This window comes from Fusicatenibacter sp., assembly GCF_050872605.1.
GTDB lineage: Bacteria > Bacillota > Clostridia > Lachnospirales > Lachnospiraceae > Fusicatenibacter.
Genome location: NZ_JBNMHD010000009.1, coordinates 58,158 through 73,004 on the forward strand (window position 1 = coordinate 58,158; position 14,847 = coordinate 73,004).

Annotated in this window: 13 protein-coding genes, 1 pseudogene and 1 riboswitch; of the genes and pseudogenes, 1 reads left to right on the forward strand and 13 read right to left on the reverse strand. The window is 48.3% G+C overall.

Features of this window, described 5'->3' with window-relative positions:
- Nucleotides 1-51: 51 nt before the first annotated feature.
- From ACY2VT_RS04730 to ACY2VT_RS04775, 10 genes are all read right to left on the reverse strand, one after another.
- Entirely contained in the window at nucleotides 52-795 is a 744-nt protein-coding gene (locus ACY2VT_RS04730) for an amino acid ABC transporter ATP-binding protein (RefSeq protein ID WP_461879086.1), read from the reverse strand.
- Nucleotides 796-798: 3 nt separating this feature from the next.
- Nucleotides 799-1,473, reverse strand: coding sequence for an amino acid ABC transporter permease (locus ACY2VT_RS04735; protein ID WP_022462789.1), 675 nt, complete (start codon nucleotides 1,471-1,473; stop codon nucleotides 799-801).
- 215 nt (nucleotides 1,474-1,688) lie between these two features.
- Nucleotides 1,689-2,990, reverse strand: coding sequence for a phosphopyruvate hydratase (gene eno, locus ACY2VT_RS04740; protein WP_055217920.1), 1,302 nt, complete (start codon nucleotides 2,988-2,990; stop codon nucleotides 1,689-1,691).
- A gap of 197 nt (nucleotides 2,991-3,187) precedes the next feature.
- Nucleotides 3,188-3,616, reverse strand: coding sequence for a Fe-S cluster assembly sulfur transfer protein SufU (gene sufU / locus ACY2VT_RS04745; protein WP_461879087.1), 429 nt, complete (start codon nucleotides 3,614-3,616; stop codon nucleotides 3,188-3,190).
- Entirely contained in the window at nucleotides 3,606-4,823 is a 1,218-nt protein-coding gene (locus ACY2VT_RS04750) for an aminotransferase class V-fold PLP-dependent enzyme (protein WP_238061414.1), read from the reverse strand. Before ACY2VT_RS04750 ends, sufU begins: the two co-directional genes overlap by 11 nt.
- Nucleotides 4,810-5,868 carry a SufB/SufD family protein gene (locus tag ACY2VT_RS04755; protein ID WP_461879088.1) on the reverse strand — a complete coding sequence of 353 codons (1,059 nt, stop codon included), beginning with the start codon at nucleotides 5,866-5,868 and terminating at the stop codon, nucleotides 4,810-4,812. Before ACY2VT_RS04755 ends, ACY2VT_RS04750 begins: the two co-directional genes overlap by 14 nt.
- Before the next feature lie 13 nt (nucleotides 5,869-5,881).
- Nucleotides 5,882-7,288: a Fe-S cluster assembly protein SufB gene (gene sufB / locus ACY2VT_RS04760; protein ID WP_461879089.1), complete on the reverse strand. Its 1,407-nt coding sequence runs from the start codon at nucleotides 7,286-7,288 to the stop codon at nucleotides 5,882-5,884.
- 30 nt (nucleotides 7,289-7,318) lie between these two features.
- The gene (gene sufC / locus ACY2VT_RS04765) at nucleotides 7,319-8,071 is read right to left on the reverse strand and encodes a Fe-S cluster assembly ATPase SufC (RefSeq protein WP_461879090.1); all 753 of its coding nucleotides are present in this window, start codon (nucleotides 8,069-8,071) and stop codon (nucleotides 7,319-7,321) included.
- Between the two features lie 174 nt (nucleotides 8,072-8,245).
- On the reverse strand, nucleotides 8,246-9,568 hold the full coding sequence (locus tag ACY2VT_RS04770) for a sodium-dependent transporter (RefSeq protein ID WP_461879091.1): 1,323 nt from the start codon (nucleotides 9,566-9,568) through the stop codon (nucleotides 8,246-8,248).
- A 134-nt stretch (nucleotides 9,569-9,702) separates the two neighbouring features.
- Nucleotides 9,703-10,494: a helix-turn-helix domain-containing protein gene (locus ACY2VT_RS04775; RefSeq protein ID WP_461879092.1), complete on the reverse strand. Its 792-nt coding sequence runs from the start codon at nucleotides 10,492-10,494 to the stop codon at nucleotides 9,703-9,705.
- 231 nt (nucleotides 10,495-10,725) lie between these two features.
- Here ACY2VT_RS04775 and arfA point away from each other — a divergent pair, with 231 nt between their 5' ends.
- Nucleotides 10,726-12,225 carry an arabinosylfuranosidase ArfA gene (gene arfA / locus ACY2VT_RS04780; protein ID WP_461877709.1) on the forward strand — a complete coding sequence of 500 codons (1,500 nt, stop codon included), beginning with the start codon at nucleotides 10,726-10,728 and terminating at the stop codon, nucleotides 12,223-12,225.
- A gap of 172 nt (nucleotides 12,226-12,397) precedes the next feature.
- Here arfA and ACY2VT_RS04785 read toward each other — a convergent pair whose 3' ends face one another.
- From ACY2VT_RS04785 to ACY2VT_RS04795, 3 genes and pseudogenes are all read right to left on the reverse strand, one after another.
- Nucleotides 12,398-13,000, reverse strand: a complete 603-nt coding sequence (locus ACY2VT_RS04785) for a folate family ECF transporter S component (protein WP_461873611.1) — start codon at nucleotides 12,998-13,000, stop codon at nucleotides 12,398-12,400.
- A 67-nt stretch (nucleotides 13,001-13,067) separates the two neighbouring features.
- A riboswitch (THF riboswitch) is annotated at nucleotides 13,068-13,167 on the reverse strand.
- Between the two features lie 101 nt (nucleotides 13,168-13,268).
- Nucleotides 13,269-13,937 carry a DUF6198 family protein gene (locus tag ACY2VT_RS04790; protein WP_238061421.1) on the reverse strand — a complete coding sequence of 223 codons (669 nt, stop codon included), beginning with the start codon at nucleotides 13,935-13,937 and terminating at the stop codon, nucleotides 13,269-13,271.
- A 695-nt stretch (nucleotides 13,938-14,632) separates the two neighbouring features.
- A pseudogene (locus tag ACY2VT_RS04795) lies at nucleotides 14,633-14,847 on the reverse strand (hypothetical protein); the annotation flags it as partial.

Sequence of the window (14,847 nt, forward strand, 5' to 3'; positions counted from 1 at the left end):
AACTGTCCGGATTCCGTGCTCCGGGCAGGATTTGCCGCTTTGCGGGATACCTTACTCGTAATGCTGTTCAATATTCTGCAAAAATGTTCTCGTCCGCTCTTCCCGCGGATTTGCAAAAAATTCCTTCGACGGACCTTCCTCAACGACAACGCCGTTTTCCATAAAGACAACTTTGTTCGAAACGTTTCTTGCAAAGCCCATCTCATGCGTGACAACGAGCATCGTCATTCCCTCTTTGGCAAGCTGGCGCATAACACCAAGCACCTCGCCGGTCAGCTCCGGGTCGAGTGCTGAGGTCGGCTCATCAAAATAGATAATTTCCGGATCGGTTGCCAGTGCACGGGCGATTGCCACCCTCTGCTGCTGTCCGCCGGAAAGCTGATGCGGATAGTAGTCCGCACGGTCCAGCATGCCTACTTTTTCAAGCGCTGCACGCGCTTTTTCCTCCGCCCTGGTTTTTGGCATTTTTCTGCCGATGATCAGGCCCTCGGTTACGTTATGAAGGGCTGTTTTATTCAGGAACAGGTTATAGTTCTGAAATACAAATGCGGTTTTCTGACGGATCGCCGCGATGTCTTTTTTGCTGATGTTGTGAAACGGATATTCTTTCCCGTCAAAAATCAGGCTGCCGCCGTCCGCATGCTCCAGAAAGTTGACACAGCGCAGCATCGTCGTTTTTCCCGAACCGCTCGGACCGAGGATTGCAACAACATCGCCCTGGTTTACTTTTAAATCTACACCTTTTAATACTTCCAGGCTGCCGAACGCTTTCTCTAATCCTTTAATTTCCAGCATGGCTTATTCCCCTTTTTTCTGATATGTACTCAGTTTCTTCTCTCCGATTCCCTGCAGCTTCGTGAGCACGGTGGAGAACAGCAGGTAGATCAGTCCTACTTCAATATACAGTGCCAGCGGCTCATGGGTGCGCGCTACAATTCGCTGCGTTACCATAAACATCTCCGTCACGGTGATATTTGCGGCAAGGGAAGTATCCTTTACCATGGCGATCAGAGAGTTGGAAAGCGGTGGGAACGCGGTGCGCATTGCCTGCGGAAGAATGATTCTCCGCATGATCTGCAGATACGACATGCCGACGCAGTAACCGGCTTCGAGCTGGCCTGCCGGAACGGCTTCCAGGGCCGCACGCATCGTCTCGGCACTGTAGGCGCCCTCATTCAGGGAAAAGACGAGAACTGCCGCCGGAAACGGATCGATCAGAATACCGGCGCGCGGAAGTCCGTAAAACACAACAAAAAGCTGGACCAGAAGCGGGGTTCCGCGGAAAATCCAGATATAGAAACGTGCAATCTGACGAAGGCCTTTGATGTTTGCAAACTGTACCATAGCCATTGCCGTCGCAATTACAAGTGCAATGGAAAACGAGATTACAGTAAGCGGAATCGTCACCTTAAGGCCCGGCAGAAAGATTTTCCAGAAAGAATCCAGAAGAATATTCCATAATCTTTCGCTCATTTCGATATATCCCCCTTATTTTACATTTTCGAAAATTGCTATGGATAGGATAACACTTCAAGTCCGCTTCAAGTCAAGTGTTTTTTCATATACCCCTCCCCCGCATGCAAGAATCCCCGGGAAACACGTTTTTCAACGGCCCCGGGGACTCTTATTTATGGTTGGTTTTAAGAGGAAGGATCTTGTCTTTTTTATGGTATTATGTTATTTACTGCTTAGTCCTGTGTCACATTAAATGCTCTTGCACCAGGGTATACAGCGGCCGTTCCAAGTTCTTCTTCGATTCGGAGAAGCTGGTTGTATTTTGCAACACGCTCGGTACGGCTCGGTGCACCGGTCTTGATCTGGCAGGTGTTCAGGGCAACAGCCAGGTCTGCGATGGTGGTATCCTCGGTCTCACCGGAACGGTGGGAGGAAATTGCGGTGTAGCCTGCTTTGTGAGCCATCTTGATTGCCTCAAGGGTCTCAGATACAGAACCGATCTGGTTCAGTTTGATCAGGATGGAATTTCCGCAGCCAAGGGAGATACCTTTTGCCAGACGCTCAGTATTGGTTACAAACAGGTCGTCACCGACAAGCTGTACTTTTCCGCCAAGCTCTGCGGTCAGTTCTTTCCAGCCTTCCCAGTCTTCTTCATCCAGAGCATCCTCGATGGAGATGATCGGGTATTTCTCTACCAGTGCTTTCCAGTGAGCGATCAGCTCTTTGGAAGTAAATACAGTGCCGGCTTTCGGCAGTTTGTATTCACCCTTGGTACCTGTCTTCCACTCGGAGGAAGCAGCATCCATCGCGATCTTGAAGTCTCTGCCTGGCTCATAGCCTGCTTTTTTCACTGCCTCAAGAATGGTCTCGATGGCTTCTTCATCGGATTTCAGAGCCGGTGCAAAACCGCCTTCATCTCCAACCGATGTTGCCAGTCCGCGCTCTTTTAAGATGGCAGCCAGTGCATGGAAGACCTCAGCGCACCATCTTAAGCACTCTTTGAAAGAAGATGCTCCAACCGGCATGATCATGAACTCCTGTACATCCAGGCCGGAAGAAAGTGCGTGGCATCCGCCGTTGATGATGTTCATCATCGGAACCGGCAGACGATTTCCGGAAACGCCGCCGAAGAAGCGGTACAGCGGAATCTCAAGTGCGTTTGCTGCTGCTCTTGCGCAGGCAATGGATACAGCCAGAATGGCATTTGCACCCAGGCGGGATTTATCTTTTGTTCCGTCCGCATCGATCATAGCTTTATCTACGGCGTAGGTATCGGATGCATCCATACCTTTTAAGGTATCGTTGATGACGGTGTTGATGTTTTCTACTGCTTTCTGCACACCTTTTCCAAGGTATCTTGCTTTATCTCCATCTCGTAATTCCAGTGCCTCAAACTCACCGGTAGATGCGCCGCTTGGTGCCATGCCGCGTCCTACAACGCCTCCTGCAAGAACAACCTCAGCTTCTACGGTTGGATTTCCTCTGGAATCCAGAATTTCTCTTCCTTTTACTTCCTCAATTTTCAGGCTCTTCACTTTTCGTGTGCTCCTTTCTCGTTTGTTTCTGGAGTTTCCCGCCTGCGAAGTGTCCAGGATCCGCAGACGGGAGATAACAATGATTGATTCGCTTTGGTTAGCCTTTACTAACTATGATTCATTATAACTAATTTTTTAAAAATTGCAAGTGGGTAAAGTGATACTTTTTCTCAGAAATGCAAAATGTTTTTCTGTTCTTATTTTTCCTGTTTCAATGCCTCTTCCAGCGTATGCCATCCAAGCACTGCACATTTCACTCTTGCCGGCATGTGGGAGATATCTTTCAGTGCACCAGCCTCCTCGAGTTCGTCAATCTCCTCGTCGGATGCTTCTCCTTTGATCATGCGCAGAAACAGATTTCCCAGGCGCAGTGCCTCGTCCTTCGTCTTTCCGATGATCATGCCGAACATAATGTCCGCCGATGCCTGCGAAATCGCACAGCCGTCGCCCACGAACGCACCGTCCGTGATCACATCGCCGTCGACTTTTAATTTCAGCCAGATATCATCGCCGCAGCTTGGGTTGACGCCCTCGAGTACGATGTCCGCATCCGGCAGATCATGCTTGAATTCCGGACGCAGATTGTGCTCCGTCAAAATTTCGTTATAAAATCCTCTACTCTCCATAGCCCATTCTCCTTCTGATTGTGGATACACTTTCGATCAGTGCATCAATCTCTTCCGGTGTATTATAAAACATCATGCTGGCTCTTGTCGAACTTCGGACGCCAAGATATTCCAGAAGCGGCTGTGCACAGTGGTGGCCTGCCCGCACATCGATGCCGTCAGAAGAAAGAATTTCGCTCACATCGTGCGGATGCACGCCGTCAATCGTAAACGAAACGATGCCCGTGTGGTTGGCCGGATCTTTGGAACCGAGGATATGAACGTACGGCAGCGCGCCGAGTCCTTCCATAGCACGTTGCGTCAGTTCCAGCTCTTTTTTCTGGATATAATCAAATCCTTTTTCCTGCAGATACCGGATCGCTGCGGCCAGCCCCACCGCACCGGCTGCATTTACCGTTCCCGCCTCAAATTTCTGCGGAACCGGTGCAAAAACGGCTCCGTCGCGGTGAACGGAATCGATCATCTCGCCTCCGGTTAAAAACGGCGGCATTTTTTCCAGCAGTTCCCGTTTTCCATACAGACAGCCGATTCCCATCGGGCCCATCAGCTTATGGCCGGAAAAGGCGAGAAAATCTGCATCCAGCGCCTGTACGTCGACCGGCATATGCGGAACGCTCTGGGCGCCGTCCACAACGACAACGGCTCCCACGCGGTGCGCCATCTCCGTGATTTTCCGGATCGGATTCACGCAGCCGAGCACATTCGATACCTGAGCAACAGCCACAAGACGTGTTCTCTCATTAATGCCCTTTTGGAGCTCCTCATCGGTCAGTTCGCCCTCACTGGTACATTCCAGATAATGGAGCTTCGCCCCAGTCATACGCGACACCATCTGCCACGGAAGCAGATTGCTGTGATGCTCCATGATTGTTACAGCGATCTCGTCGCCTTCCTTTAAAAAGTTCAGGCCATAGCTGTATGCCACAAGGTTCAGGCTCTCCGTCGTATTCCGGGTGAAAATAACCTCCTCCGGCTCTTCTGCATGGATAAACTCCTGCACCGTTTTCCGCGCTTCCTGATAGCTCTCTGTCGCCTCGAGGCTTAATGGATAGAAGCCGCGCAGAGGATTCGCATTTTTCTGTTCGTAAAATTCCTGCACTGCCGCAAGGACACACGATGGGCGCTGGGCCGTCGCTGCGTTGTCCAGATAGATCGTGTCCATTTGCTGCAGAAGCGGAAAATCTTTTCTGTTGTTATCTGTTGTCACGGTCAAGCACCTCCGCAAGCTGTGTTTTTACCTTCTGCTCGATGGCTGCATCACCGATCTTCTGGATTTTTGCCTCCAGTTTTGCCCACGCCATCGTATTCTCCGCCTGCGTGCGGTCCATGCCGCGCGCTCCGAAGTAAAACAGCGTCTCTTCATCGAGTTCTCCAATTGCCGCGCCGTGGCTTCCCTGTACGTTTTCCTCTGCACAGAGGATCACAGGAATCGTCTTGTTGACTACATCATCGCCGAGCAGCAATACCTGTTCTGTCTCTGCTCCGACGGAATCTGCCGATCCGCGCACAAATTCAATCGTACCGCGGAAGATCTTTTCCGCCGCATCCATCAGCGTTCCGTCTGCCTGGATCGTGCTCTCTGTCACTTTTCCGAAGTGGCGCACATTCAGGTTCACGTCAAATTTCTGCTGATTCTGCAGAAGATAACCGATTTCCGTCTGCAGCGATGCGTGATCCTTCTGCAGCTCGGTCCAGATGCCGTCATACACATCGCCTCTTCCGACAATGACCTGTAAAAGATCCAGTGCACCATTTTTCTCGCAGATGCATCCGACATCATTTAAAAGCTCCTGTCCCTCACCGCGCATCATCACCTGCACGAGCCGGATGCGGCTGTCTTTTTTCGCATAAAGTTCTGTCCGCACCGCGAGCTGTCCCGCTGCCTGTGCCGGTTCAAATACCTCGAAAACGGTAAGGGAAGCTCCCTCTTCTGCCGCCGCGCGGATCTTTCCGGATGAAACCGTCTCTTTTCCCTGTCCGATGGAAAGCGTGACCTGTTTCGTCTTCCCCTCCTTTGCAGAGACACTCCAGTTTTTCGTCTGCTCCGGTGCAAAAAGAATATCCGTCTCTTTTCCTGCCCCGGTATTTACAGTTTCCGGAAAATCCGTTATCTCATCATCCGCAGACGGCTCTTCCGCGCAGATTTCGCACGGCGCACCCGCCGCCCATTTTACTTTTGTATCATTTAATCCCAGCCAGTACCATGTTTTCGATGGAAGCTGGTTGATTTTCATGCTGTTCTGTTCTTCCATGTGTCTGGCCTCCTTATCCAATGCTGCCCTTCATCTCGAGGCGGATCAGATTGTTCATCTCCACCGCGTACTCCAGCGGCAGTTCTTTTGAAACATCATCCGCGAATCCGCTGACGATGCACGCTCTCGCATCCTCTTCCGTCATGCCGCGCGACATCAGATAAAAGACTGCTTCATCGCTGATGCTTCCGATCTGTGCTTCATGGCCGATGTTCGCATCTTTTGTACGGATATCCATCGCCGGAATCGTGTCCGACCGGGAGATATCATCGAGCATCAGAGACTGGCAGGAAACGGCTGATTTCGTGTTCTTTGCCGCTTTTGTTGCAGAGACTGACGAACGGAAGGTGCTGATGCCGCCGTCCTTCGAGATCGATTTCGTGTTAATATAGGAACTCGTATCCGGCGCGCTGTGGACAACCTTCGCTCCGGTATCGAGATTCTGGCCTTTACCGGCGAACGTGATGCCGGTAAATTCCATCTTTGCGCCTCTTCCTTTCAGCACGCTCATCGGGTACAGATAGGAAACGTGGGAGCCGAATGAACCGGAAACCCACTCGATCTTTCCGCCCTCCTCGACCTGCGCGCGCTTCGTGTTCAGGTTGTACATATTCTTTGACCAGTTTTCAATCGTAGAATAACGGAGTCTTGCATTCTTTCCGACAAACAGCTCCACACATCCGGCATGGAGGTTGGCCACATTGTATTTCGGTGCGGAACAGCCCTCGATAAAGTGAAGGTCCGCATCCTCATCGACAATAATCAGCGTATGCTCGAACTGGCCTGCGCCCGGCGCATTCAGGCGGAAATACGACTGCAGCGGGATTTCCACGGAAACCCCCTTCGGCACATAGACAAACGAACCGCCGGACCAGACGGCTCCGTGCAGTGCGGCAAATTTGTGGTCGGTCGGTTTCACCAGTTTCATAAAGTGTTTCCGCACCATATCCGCGTACTCACCATGCAGCGCACTCTCCATATCGGTATAGACAACACCCTGAGCCGCAACTTCCGCGCGGACGTTGTGATAGACCAGCTCCGAATCATACTGTGCGCCCACACCGGCGAGCGATTTCCGCTCTGCCTGCGGGATGCCGAGCCGTTCAAACGTATTTTTGATATCATCCGGCACATCGGACCATTTTGCTTTCATTTTGGTATTCGGGCGAACATATGTGACAATGTCGTCCATGTTCAGCCCCTCAATCGACGGACCCCATTCCGGAATCGGCATCTGGTTGTAGATCTGTAAAGAACGCAGACGGAACAGCTGCATCCAGGCGGGGTCTTTCTTCTCATCCGAAATTTTCTGTACAATTTCCGGCGTCAGGCCGGCTTTTACTTTATAGGCATCCTTTTCATCGTCTTTGAAATCATAGATGCTTCGGTCAATATCCTCTACATAGCTTTTTTCTCTCACAGCGTTTTCATCCTTTCTGTACCTTCGGTTTTACGCCAGTGACTTTTCGTATTTTCCAAATCCGTCCCGGTTGATCTCCTCTACAAGAGATGCATCGCCGGTTTTGACGATTTCACCTTCCACCATGATGTGGGTCTGATCCACCATCAGCGATTCCAGAATCTTCGTGCTGTGCGTGATGATCAGAAGACTTCCTCCGCATTTTCTGCGGTATGCCTCAATTCCGGCAGAAACGGTGCGGACCGCATCGACATCCAGGCCGGAGTCGGTCTCATCGAGAATGGCAAGGGACGGCTCGAGCATCAGAAGCTGCAGGATCTCGGCTTTCTTCTTCTCACCGCCGGAAAATCCGACATTCAGATCACGGTCTGCATACGACGGATCCATCTGCAGAACTTCCATTGCTTTTTCCAGTTCTTTCCGGAACTCAAACAGACTCATCCGTTTGCCGGTCTTTAATTCTACAGCACTGCGGATAAAAGAGCTTAAGGTTACGCCAGGCACCTCAAGCGGATTTTGAAATGAGAGAAACAGTCCCATTTTGGCACGTTCATTGACCGGCTCTTCGGTAATGTTCTTTCCGTGAAACCAGATTTCACCTCGCGTCACGTTATATTTCGGATTGCCGAGCAGCGTATTGCCAAGCGTCGACTTTCCGGTACCATTCGGTCCAAGCAGTACATGTGTCTCCCCTTTTCCAATCGTAAGATTGACGCCGTGCAGGATTTCTTTTTCTTCCACATTTACCGTTAAATCTTTCACTGTTAAAAGATTTTTTCCCATATTGATATCCTCCTTATTTTACTTTGAGGTTAAAATCTCTATTTTCGTCTCCGATTGTAGACCTTTTTTCCGAGTATTTCAATCGGATTTATATATTTGAAAAATTTTATCAAAAACGCGCCTGTCGCCGGAAATTTTTTCCGTACAACAGGCGCGTTTTTCAGAAGCATCGCTTCAGCCGATTCCGCCAAGTGCGATTCCAAGAATCAGAACCAACACACAGATTGGCACGTAGATATATTTGCAGATCGGATAATAAAGATCTGTGAATTTGTTGTTTCTTCCCTTGTCTACCTGGGACTGCACATATTTTTTACCGCAGATCCAGAAGAACATGACTCCGGCAAGACCGGCACCGAGCGGGCAGATATAAATGGAAAGTACATCCATCCACTGGGATACGATCCCCTGAATCAGAATGGATACCACCACACCGATGATTCCGATTACACCGCAGGATGCGACTCTTCCGAGATGAAATTTTTCCTGTACCGTTGCAATCGGTGCTTCGTACAGGTTAATCAGAGAGGTAAGGCCGGCAAAAAAGACAGCGACAAAGAAAACGATTGCGATCAGCGCACCACCCGGCATAGACTTCATCAGATTCGGAAGGAAAATGAACAGAAGTCCTGGGCCTCCTGTGTTTAACTGTGCTCCCGTAGTTGCCATCGCCGGGATAATAACCAGCGCAGCAAGCATAGCCGCGAGCGTATCAAAAAATGCTACTCTTCCGGCGGCGGCCGGAATATTTTCTCCATCTGACAAATAGGAACCATAGATCAGTGTTCCGTTTCCGGCTACAGACAGGGAAAAGAATGCCTGACCAAGCGCAAAAATCCAGGTATTCGGATCTGCAAGTGCTTTTGGTTCCACACGGAAAATATAACGGTATCCATCCGCTGCACCGGGCTGAAAGGCAACATAGATACCAAGTGCAACAAACAGGAGAAAGAAAACAGGCATCAGCACCTTATTGATCTTCTCAATTCCCTTACCAACACCAAATGCCAGAATGACCATCGCAACCACAAGAGCTACAATCTGCCAGAAATTGTTTCCAAACGCAGATGCCATGGATTCAAACGCTCCGGCAAAATCCTCTACGCTCACAGCTGACAGTGTCTTTCCGGTAAAGGTTCCGATCATGTACCTGAAAATCCACCCCATGACAACCGTATAACCGATCGCCATTGCCAGAGAACCCAGCACCGGAATCAGACCCAGCGCCTCTCCGGCTTTTCGTTTTCCTTTCGTTTCACATGCAAAACCGAACGCATCAACCGGACCGGATCTTGTGGCACGGCCAAAACTCATCTCTCCGCTCACACCGGTAAAGCCGATCAGTGCAACGAACAGAAAATACGGAATCAGAAAGGAACCTCCTCCGTACAAGGAAACCCGGGTAGGGAACATCCAGATGTTGCCCATTCCCACTGCAGAGCCGATGCAGGCCAGGATAAATCCCCACCGACTGTTAAATGACTCTCTCTTTTTCATACTGCTCTCCCTTTTTCTTACTTTTTCTGAAGATATCATGGCCAAAGTACCTTTTGACTCCAACATCTTCTGAATATTTTAGCATAAGCTATTGGGAAAAGCTATAGCATTTCTCATCTTCCTGCAACTTCACTTTATATTTTATGTTTTTTTCCGCCTTGCTGCCATTCCCGCGGAGAACAGCCGCAGTGGCGTTTGAAATAGCGGCTGAAATGAGACAGATTGGAAAAACCGCAGATTTCCGCGGTCTGTCCGATGGAAAGTGCCTGATTTGTCAAAAGATTTTTCGCTTTGTCGAGCCGTACTTCAATCAGATCGCTGTGCGGGGTGCTGCTGAAAAACTGTTTGTAATAAGAATAAAACTGGCTTTTTTCCATATTAGCCATCTGGCAAAGCTTTTCTGTCGTCCAGCCTTTCTCATAATGGCTCAACATCTTAAGGCGCAGCTCCTGGAATTCCTGATACAGTCCGGCCGGCTCCTCTGCCGTTTTCTGGTACAGCCGCATACCGCGCGATGCCGTGATCATCATCTGACGAACCAGTGCTTCCTCGTATTCCACTGCGTATGGATCTTTCACAATGTATTCCCTCTGCAAAAGGCGAATCAGCTCATCAATTGCTTCCGTGTTCTGTGGATAAAAAACGGTATTCTGCGGAATTCCATACGTTTCACCCAGATTCTCACCGCACCAGAAATGGACATAGCTGTTGCGAAACTTCTGAACAGCCTGATAATGCTGCTCGTGATCCGGCGTGTAAAAAAGACAGGCATTTTCCTGTGCAATGAAAATCGCAGTTCTGTCATACACCTTCATCGGCGTTTTAAACAGCAGAAACAGATAGTCCCCGCTACCCTCCGGCCGATATATTGTCTCATAATCGGCGTTGGATCTATTATATTCACAAATATGAACTGAAAATTCCATTCTTCTCGTTTCCCCTTTTCTTTTCTTCTCCCCATTTTACTGCAAAACCGGAAAAAAAGTCAAATTTGCCGGACAAAAATCTCTGGTTTTTTTCTATCTTCCTGCTAAAATTGAAACTATCCAAAGCGAAAGCGAAACAGTGGAATAAAATCACGGACACGCCGGTGATCCTTTGTTTTTCTGGATCGTGTCTGAAAACGAACATTTCTTTTAACAGGAGGATTTTTAAGTATGAAAAAAGCAGAGATTATCATTGACAAATATTTTCTCACCGGAAAAGTTGACAAACGAATCTTCGGTTCCTTTATCGAACATCTGGGACGCGCTGTTTATGAGGGCATTTATCAGGAAGGAAGCACCCTCTCCGATGAACAGGGTTTCCGAAAGGATACTCTGGATCTCGTCAAAGAGCTTCAGGTGCCAATTGTCCGCTATCCGGGCGGAAACTTTGTCTCGGGCTATCACTGGGAAGACAGCGTAGGTCCGAAAGACAAACGGCCTGCAAAACCGGATCTTGCCTGGGGCGTGATCGAGACAAATGAGTTTGGTCTGAATGAGTTTGCGGACTGGTCAAAAAAAGCCGGCAGTGATATTATGATGGCCGTTAACCTCGGAACCCGCGGACCGGAGGATGCCAAAAATGTGCTGGAGTACTGCAACTTCAAGGGTGGCACCTACTACAGCGATCTGAGAAAATCTCATGGTTACCAGGATCCGCACAACATCAGGCTCTGGTGTCTCGGCAACGAGATGGACGGACCGTGGCAGATGGGACACAAGACCGCTTCCGAGTACGGACGTATTGCGGCAGAAACTTCCCGTCTGATGAAATTCATGGATCCGACAATTGAGACCGTTGCCTGCGGAAGCTCCAATCTTACGATGCCAACCTTTGGTTCCTGGGAGTATACGGTTCTGGACGAATGCTATGATGAGGTGGATTACCTCTCTTTACACCAGTATTACGGAAATTATGCAAATGATACGGTTGATTTTCTGGCAAGCTCCAAGGGTATGGATGATTTCATCTCCGGTGTAGTTGCAATCTGTGATGCAGTCAAAGCAAAAAAACACGGCAAAAAACAGATTAATCTCTCCTTCGATGAGTGGAACGTATGGTATCACAGCAACGAGCAGGATCAGAAACTGGAAAAATGGGTACGTGCACCTCATCAGCTTGAGGATGTTTACAACTTTGAGGATGCACTTCTCGTCGGAAGCATGCTGATCACACTCCTGCGCCACGCAGACCGTGTCAAAATTGCCTGCCTTGCACAGCTTGTCAACGTGATTGCTCCGATCATGACATCGGATACCGGCGCATGGCGTCAGACCATCTTCTATCCATACATGCATGCCAGCGTATACGGCCGCGGAACCGTCTTAAATACACAGGTTCTGACTCCGGTTTACGAGAGCAAGACATACGGCGAGGCTCCGTATCTTGATTCTGTCTGCATCTGGGACGAGGAAAACGATGCGCTGACCATCTTTGCAGTTAATAAGAGTCTTGATGAAGATATGGAAGTCTCCTGCGATCTGCGTCAGTTCGAAGGATATCATCTGGCGGAGCACATTGTGCTGACAAACGATGATCTGAAAGCAGTCAACACAGAAGCCAATCCAAACCATGTTGTTCCGACCCTTTCGACTGCTACAAGACTGGAAAGCGGAAAAATGCATACCGTTCTTGGAAAACACAGCTGGAATGTAATTCGTCTTATGAAGTAAGTTAAAAAGAACTGCGACAGGATTCCCATAGTGGGATCTCCTGCCGCAGTTCTTTTTCGCTTTTTTTTCCGACAAAACCCATCCGCTTCCTTTTTTGTTCTGGCGGACAGTTCTTTTTCCTGCAGATCGGTACAATATACCGTTTTAATCGTTTCAATTTTTTTGAATCTTTTTATCTCTGTGCCTGTGCAGCGGTTCTTGCATGGAACATGCGGAAGACGCCGGTCTGCTCGATTAACTTCGTCAGGCTGTAGAAAATGATGGAATCGATCGGCCACATAATCAGGTTCTTTAGAGCACGAGCCGGAAGAAGTACCATGATTCCTTTTCCGTATAACATGCTGATCCAAAGAGTATTCAATAATACGTTAACAATCAGCATAACAATAAACTTGGCCAAAAGCACACGTTTGATGGTCAGCTTTTTACGATAGAAGAAGCATCCGTACAGGAAGGATGCCAGCATCGCATTAAACGTGAATCCAAAAAAGAACGGGCCGTTTGGTTTCAGGAAATATTTCACGACATCGAGAATACCGGAAAAAAGACATCCTGTTACCGGTCCGAACAGGTAATCCACGAGGCGGTTCGGAATTCCGGAGAATCCGATACGAACGTACGGTCCGATATCAATCGACGCTACCTGATTCAGGATCATAGCCAGTGCAGCAAACATAGCACAGGCGGCAAGGGTGGGGACTGCTTTCAGCTCTTTTGCTGACTGCAGAAACATGTTTTTTGTTTCTTTTGTTGTTTCATTTGTGTTTTTTTGCATAAAAAAATTACCTCCTTTACAGATATCTGACTACAATAGGAGATAATCTCTTGTCTCTATCTTCTGTTGCAGCGAGATGCAATTCATATACCGCAAGATTTTCTCTTTTCGTCTCCCTGGCTACTCTCTATCCCGGGAGCACTTTACGCATATGAACTTACTCTGCAGTTGTTTTTGTCCTGCTTATTATATAGTAAAATCCCCTTGGTTTCAAGAGGATTTTACATTTTTTTCCAGGAATTTTGCAGAAAAAATGACACATATTCTTTTACGGTCTTTCCGGCGAAAGAACGGAGACAAAAACAAACTTTCTATCCAGCAGTTTTCCCATCAGCGCAATGCCTTTTCCCATCGTAAAAGCGGCTGCCACCGTTCCGATTCCAAGGCCTTCGATTCTTCCAAGTCCGAAGAAGGTGAGCAATGCTGTTACCGTAAGGCAGGTTACGTCAAAGCCGATTTTAATTCTGGAATACGGCACTTTCGTGATATCAGATACTTCACGCGGGAACAGATCCGTCGGGACAATCGGGAGCTTGCAACGGTTTGAAAGCGCAATACCGAAACAGAGGATCAGATAGCTCAGCACAAAATACAGCACACGCAGCGGCAGATTTACCGGAAGACGTGTAATCCAGAGCTCGTGAAGATCCATCAGTTCTCCAAACACAAAGCCGACCACAAAACTGAACAGGTAAGTGGGAACGAATTTTTTCCGCATAAGCATCAGCGTACAGACGAGCAGTCCCTGGAAAATATACGTCCACGTTCCAAGCGTAAGCCGCGGCATCACCTTCTGGAATGCATACGGAACACTCGAAATCGCCGAAATCCCGGACCCGGAATGCAGCATCAAAAGAACGCCGAGACTGTTCAGGACGACAACCATCAAAAGTGCCAGTTCTCCGCGCATGACTGTTTTTTCTGTTTTGTTTTTCATAATAACTTTTCCTCGATTTCTATGTATTTCTTATATGGTCAGATGGCTTTGTGACGGGCGCAAAGACAGGGAGCGCATTTTCTTGCTGTAAATGCACTCCCCTTCCATCGGATTGTCAAAGGGCACCTCCTCTGATCCTAAAAAGGGCAAACTTGTTGGTTCTGCCGTTGGATAGGACAATAGAATATTTAAATGATATTTCAGTGCAAACTTTTCCGACTGTAAGGTTGACTCTATGTTGTGGAGGGGCTGATGGCGAATGAATTGGACTTACTAGAAAGCAGATGAAATCCCAGTTTCATTGCCAAATTTCAAAACTTCCAATCTCAAAAACCCAGTATTTAAGCCTTTTTATCTGTGCATAATTTGTTATTAACGTAAAAAAGACCTCATAACCACATTTTTCATGGTTACAAGGTCTTCATTTTGCTATTTTCGATTACTCCGGCTTGTGTCTGGCTGATGATCCGGAAAGGGGGCGGTCTGTGATCGGGTAGAGAGTAGCTACAGGATCAGTGACTTTGCCCTTTTGGGGATCAACGGGGTTGCCCTTTAACATAGAGAAAACCTTGTATGGGGATATTATACACAATCCATCCACACAATTCAACCCAAAATTCGAATACCCGTTCTTTAATCAAAAAGTGTAAAAAATAGGTGCCTACTCTTTTCAAAGTAAACACCCATAATCTATTTTAACCCGCTGCTCTCATATCCCATCGCTCAATGGCTTCATAGAGACAAGCTGGTAACTTTTTCATACCATTTTCCCGATTGTTCCAATAACTGATAAAGTATCTCCAGATTAAAGACTTCAGCTCGGATACCGTCAGTTTTTCACTGTCGCATCGGTCATACAATAGTTCCGTCTTCAGACGAGCCCACATGCTTTCACAACGGGCATTGTCAT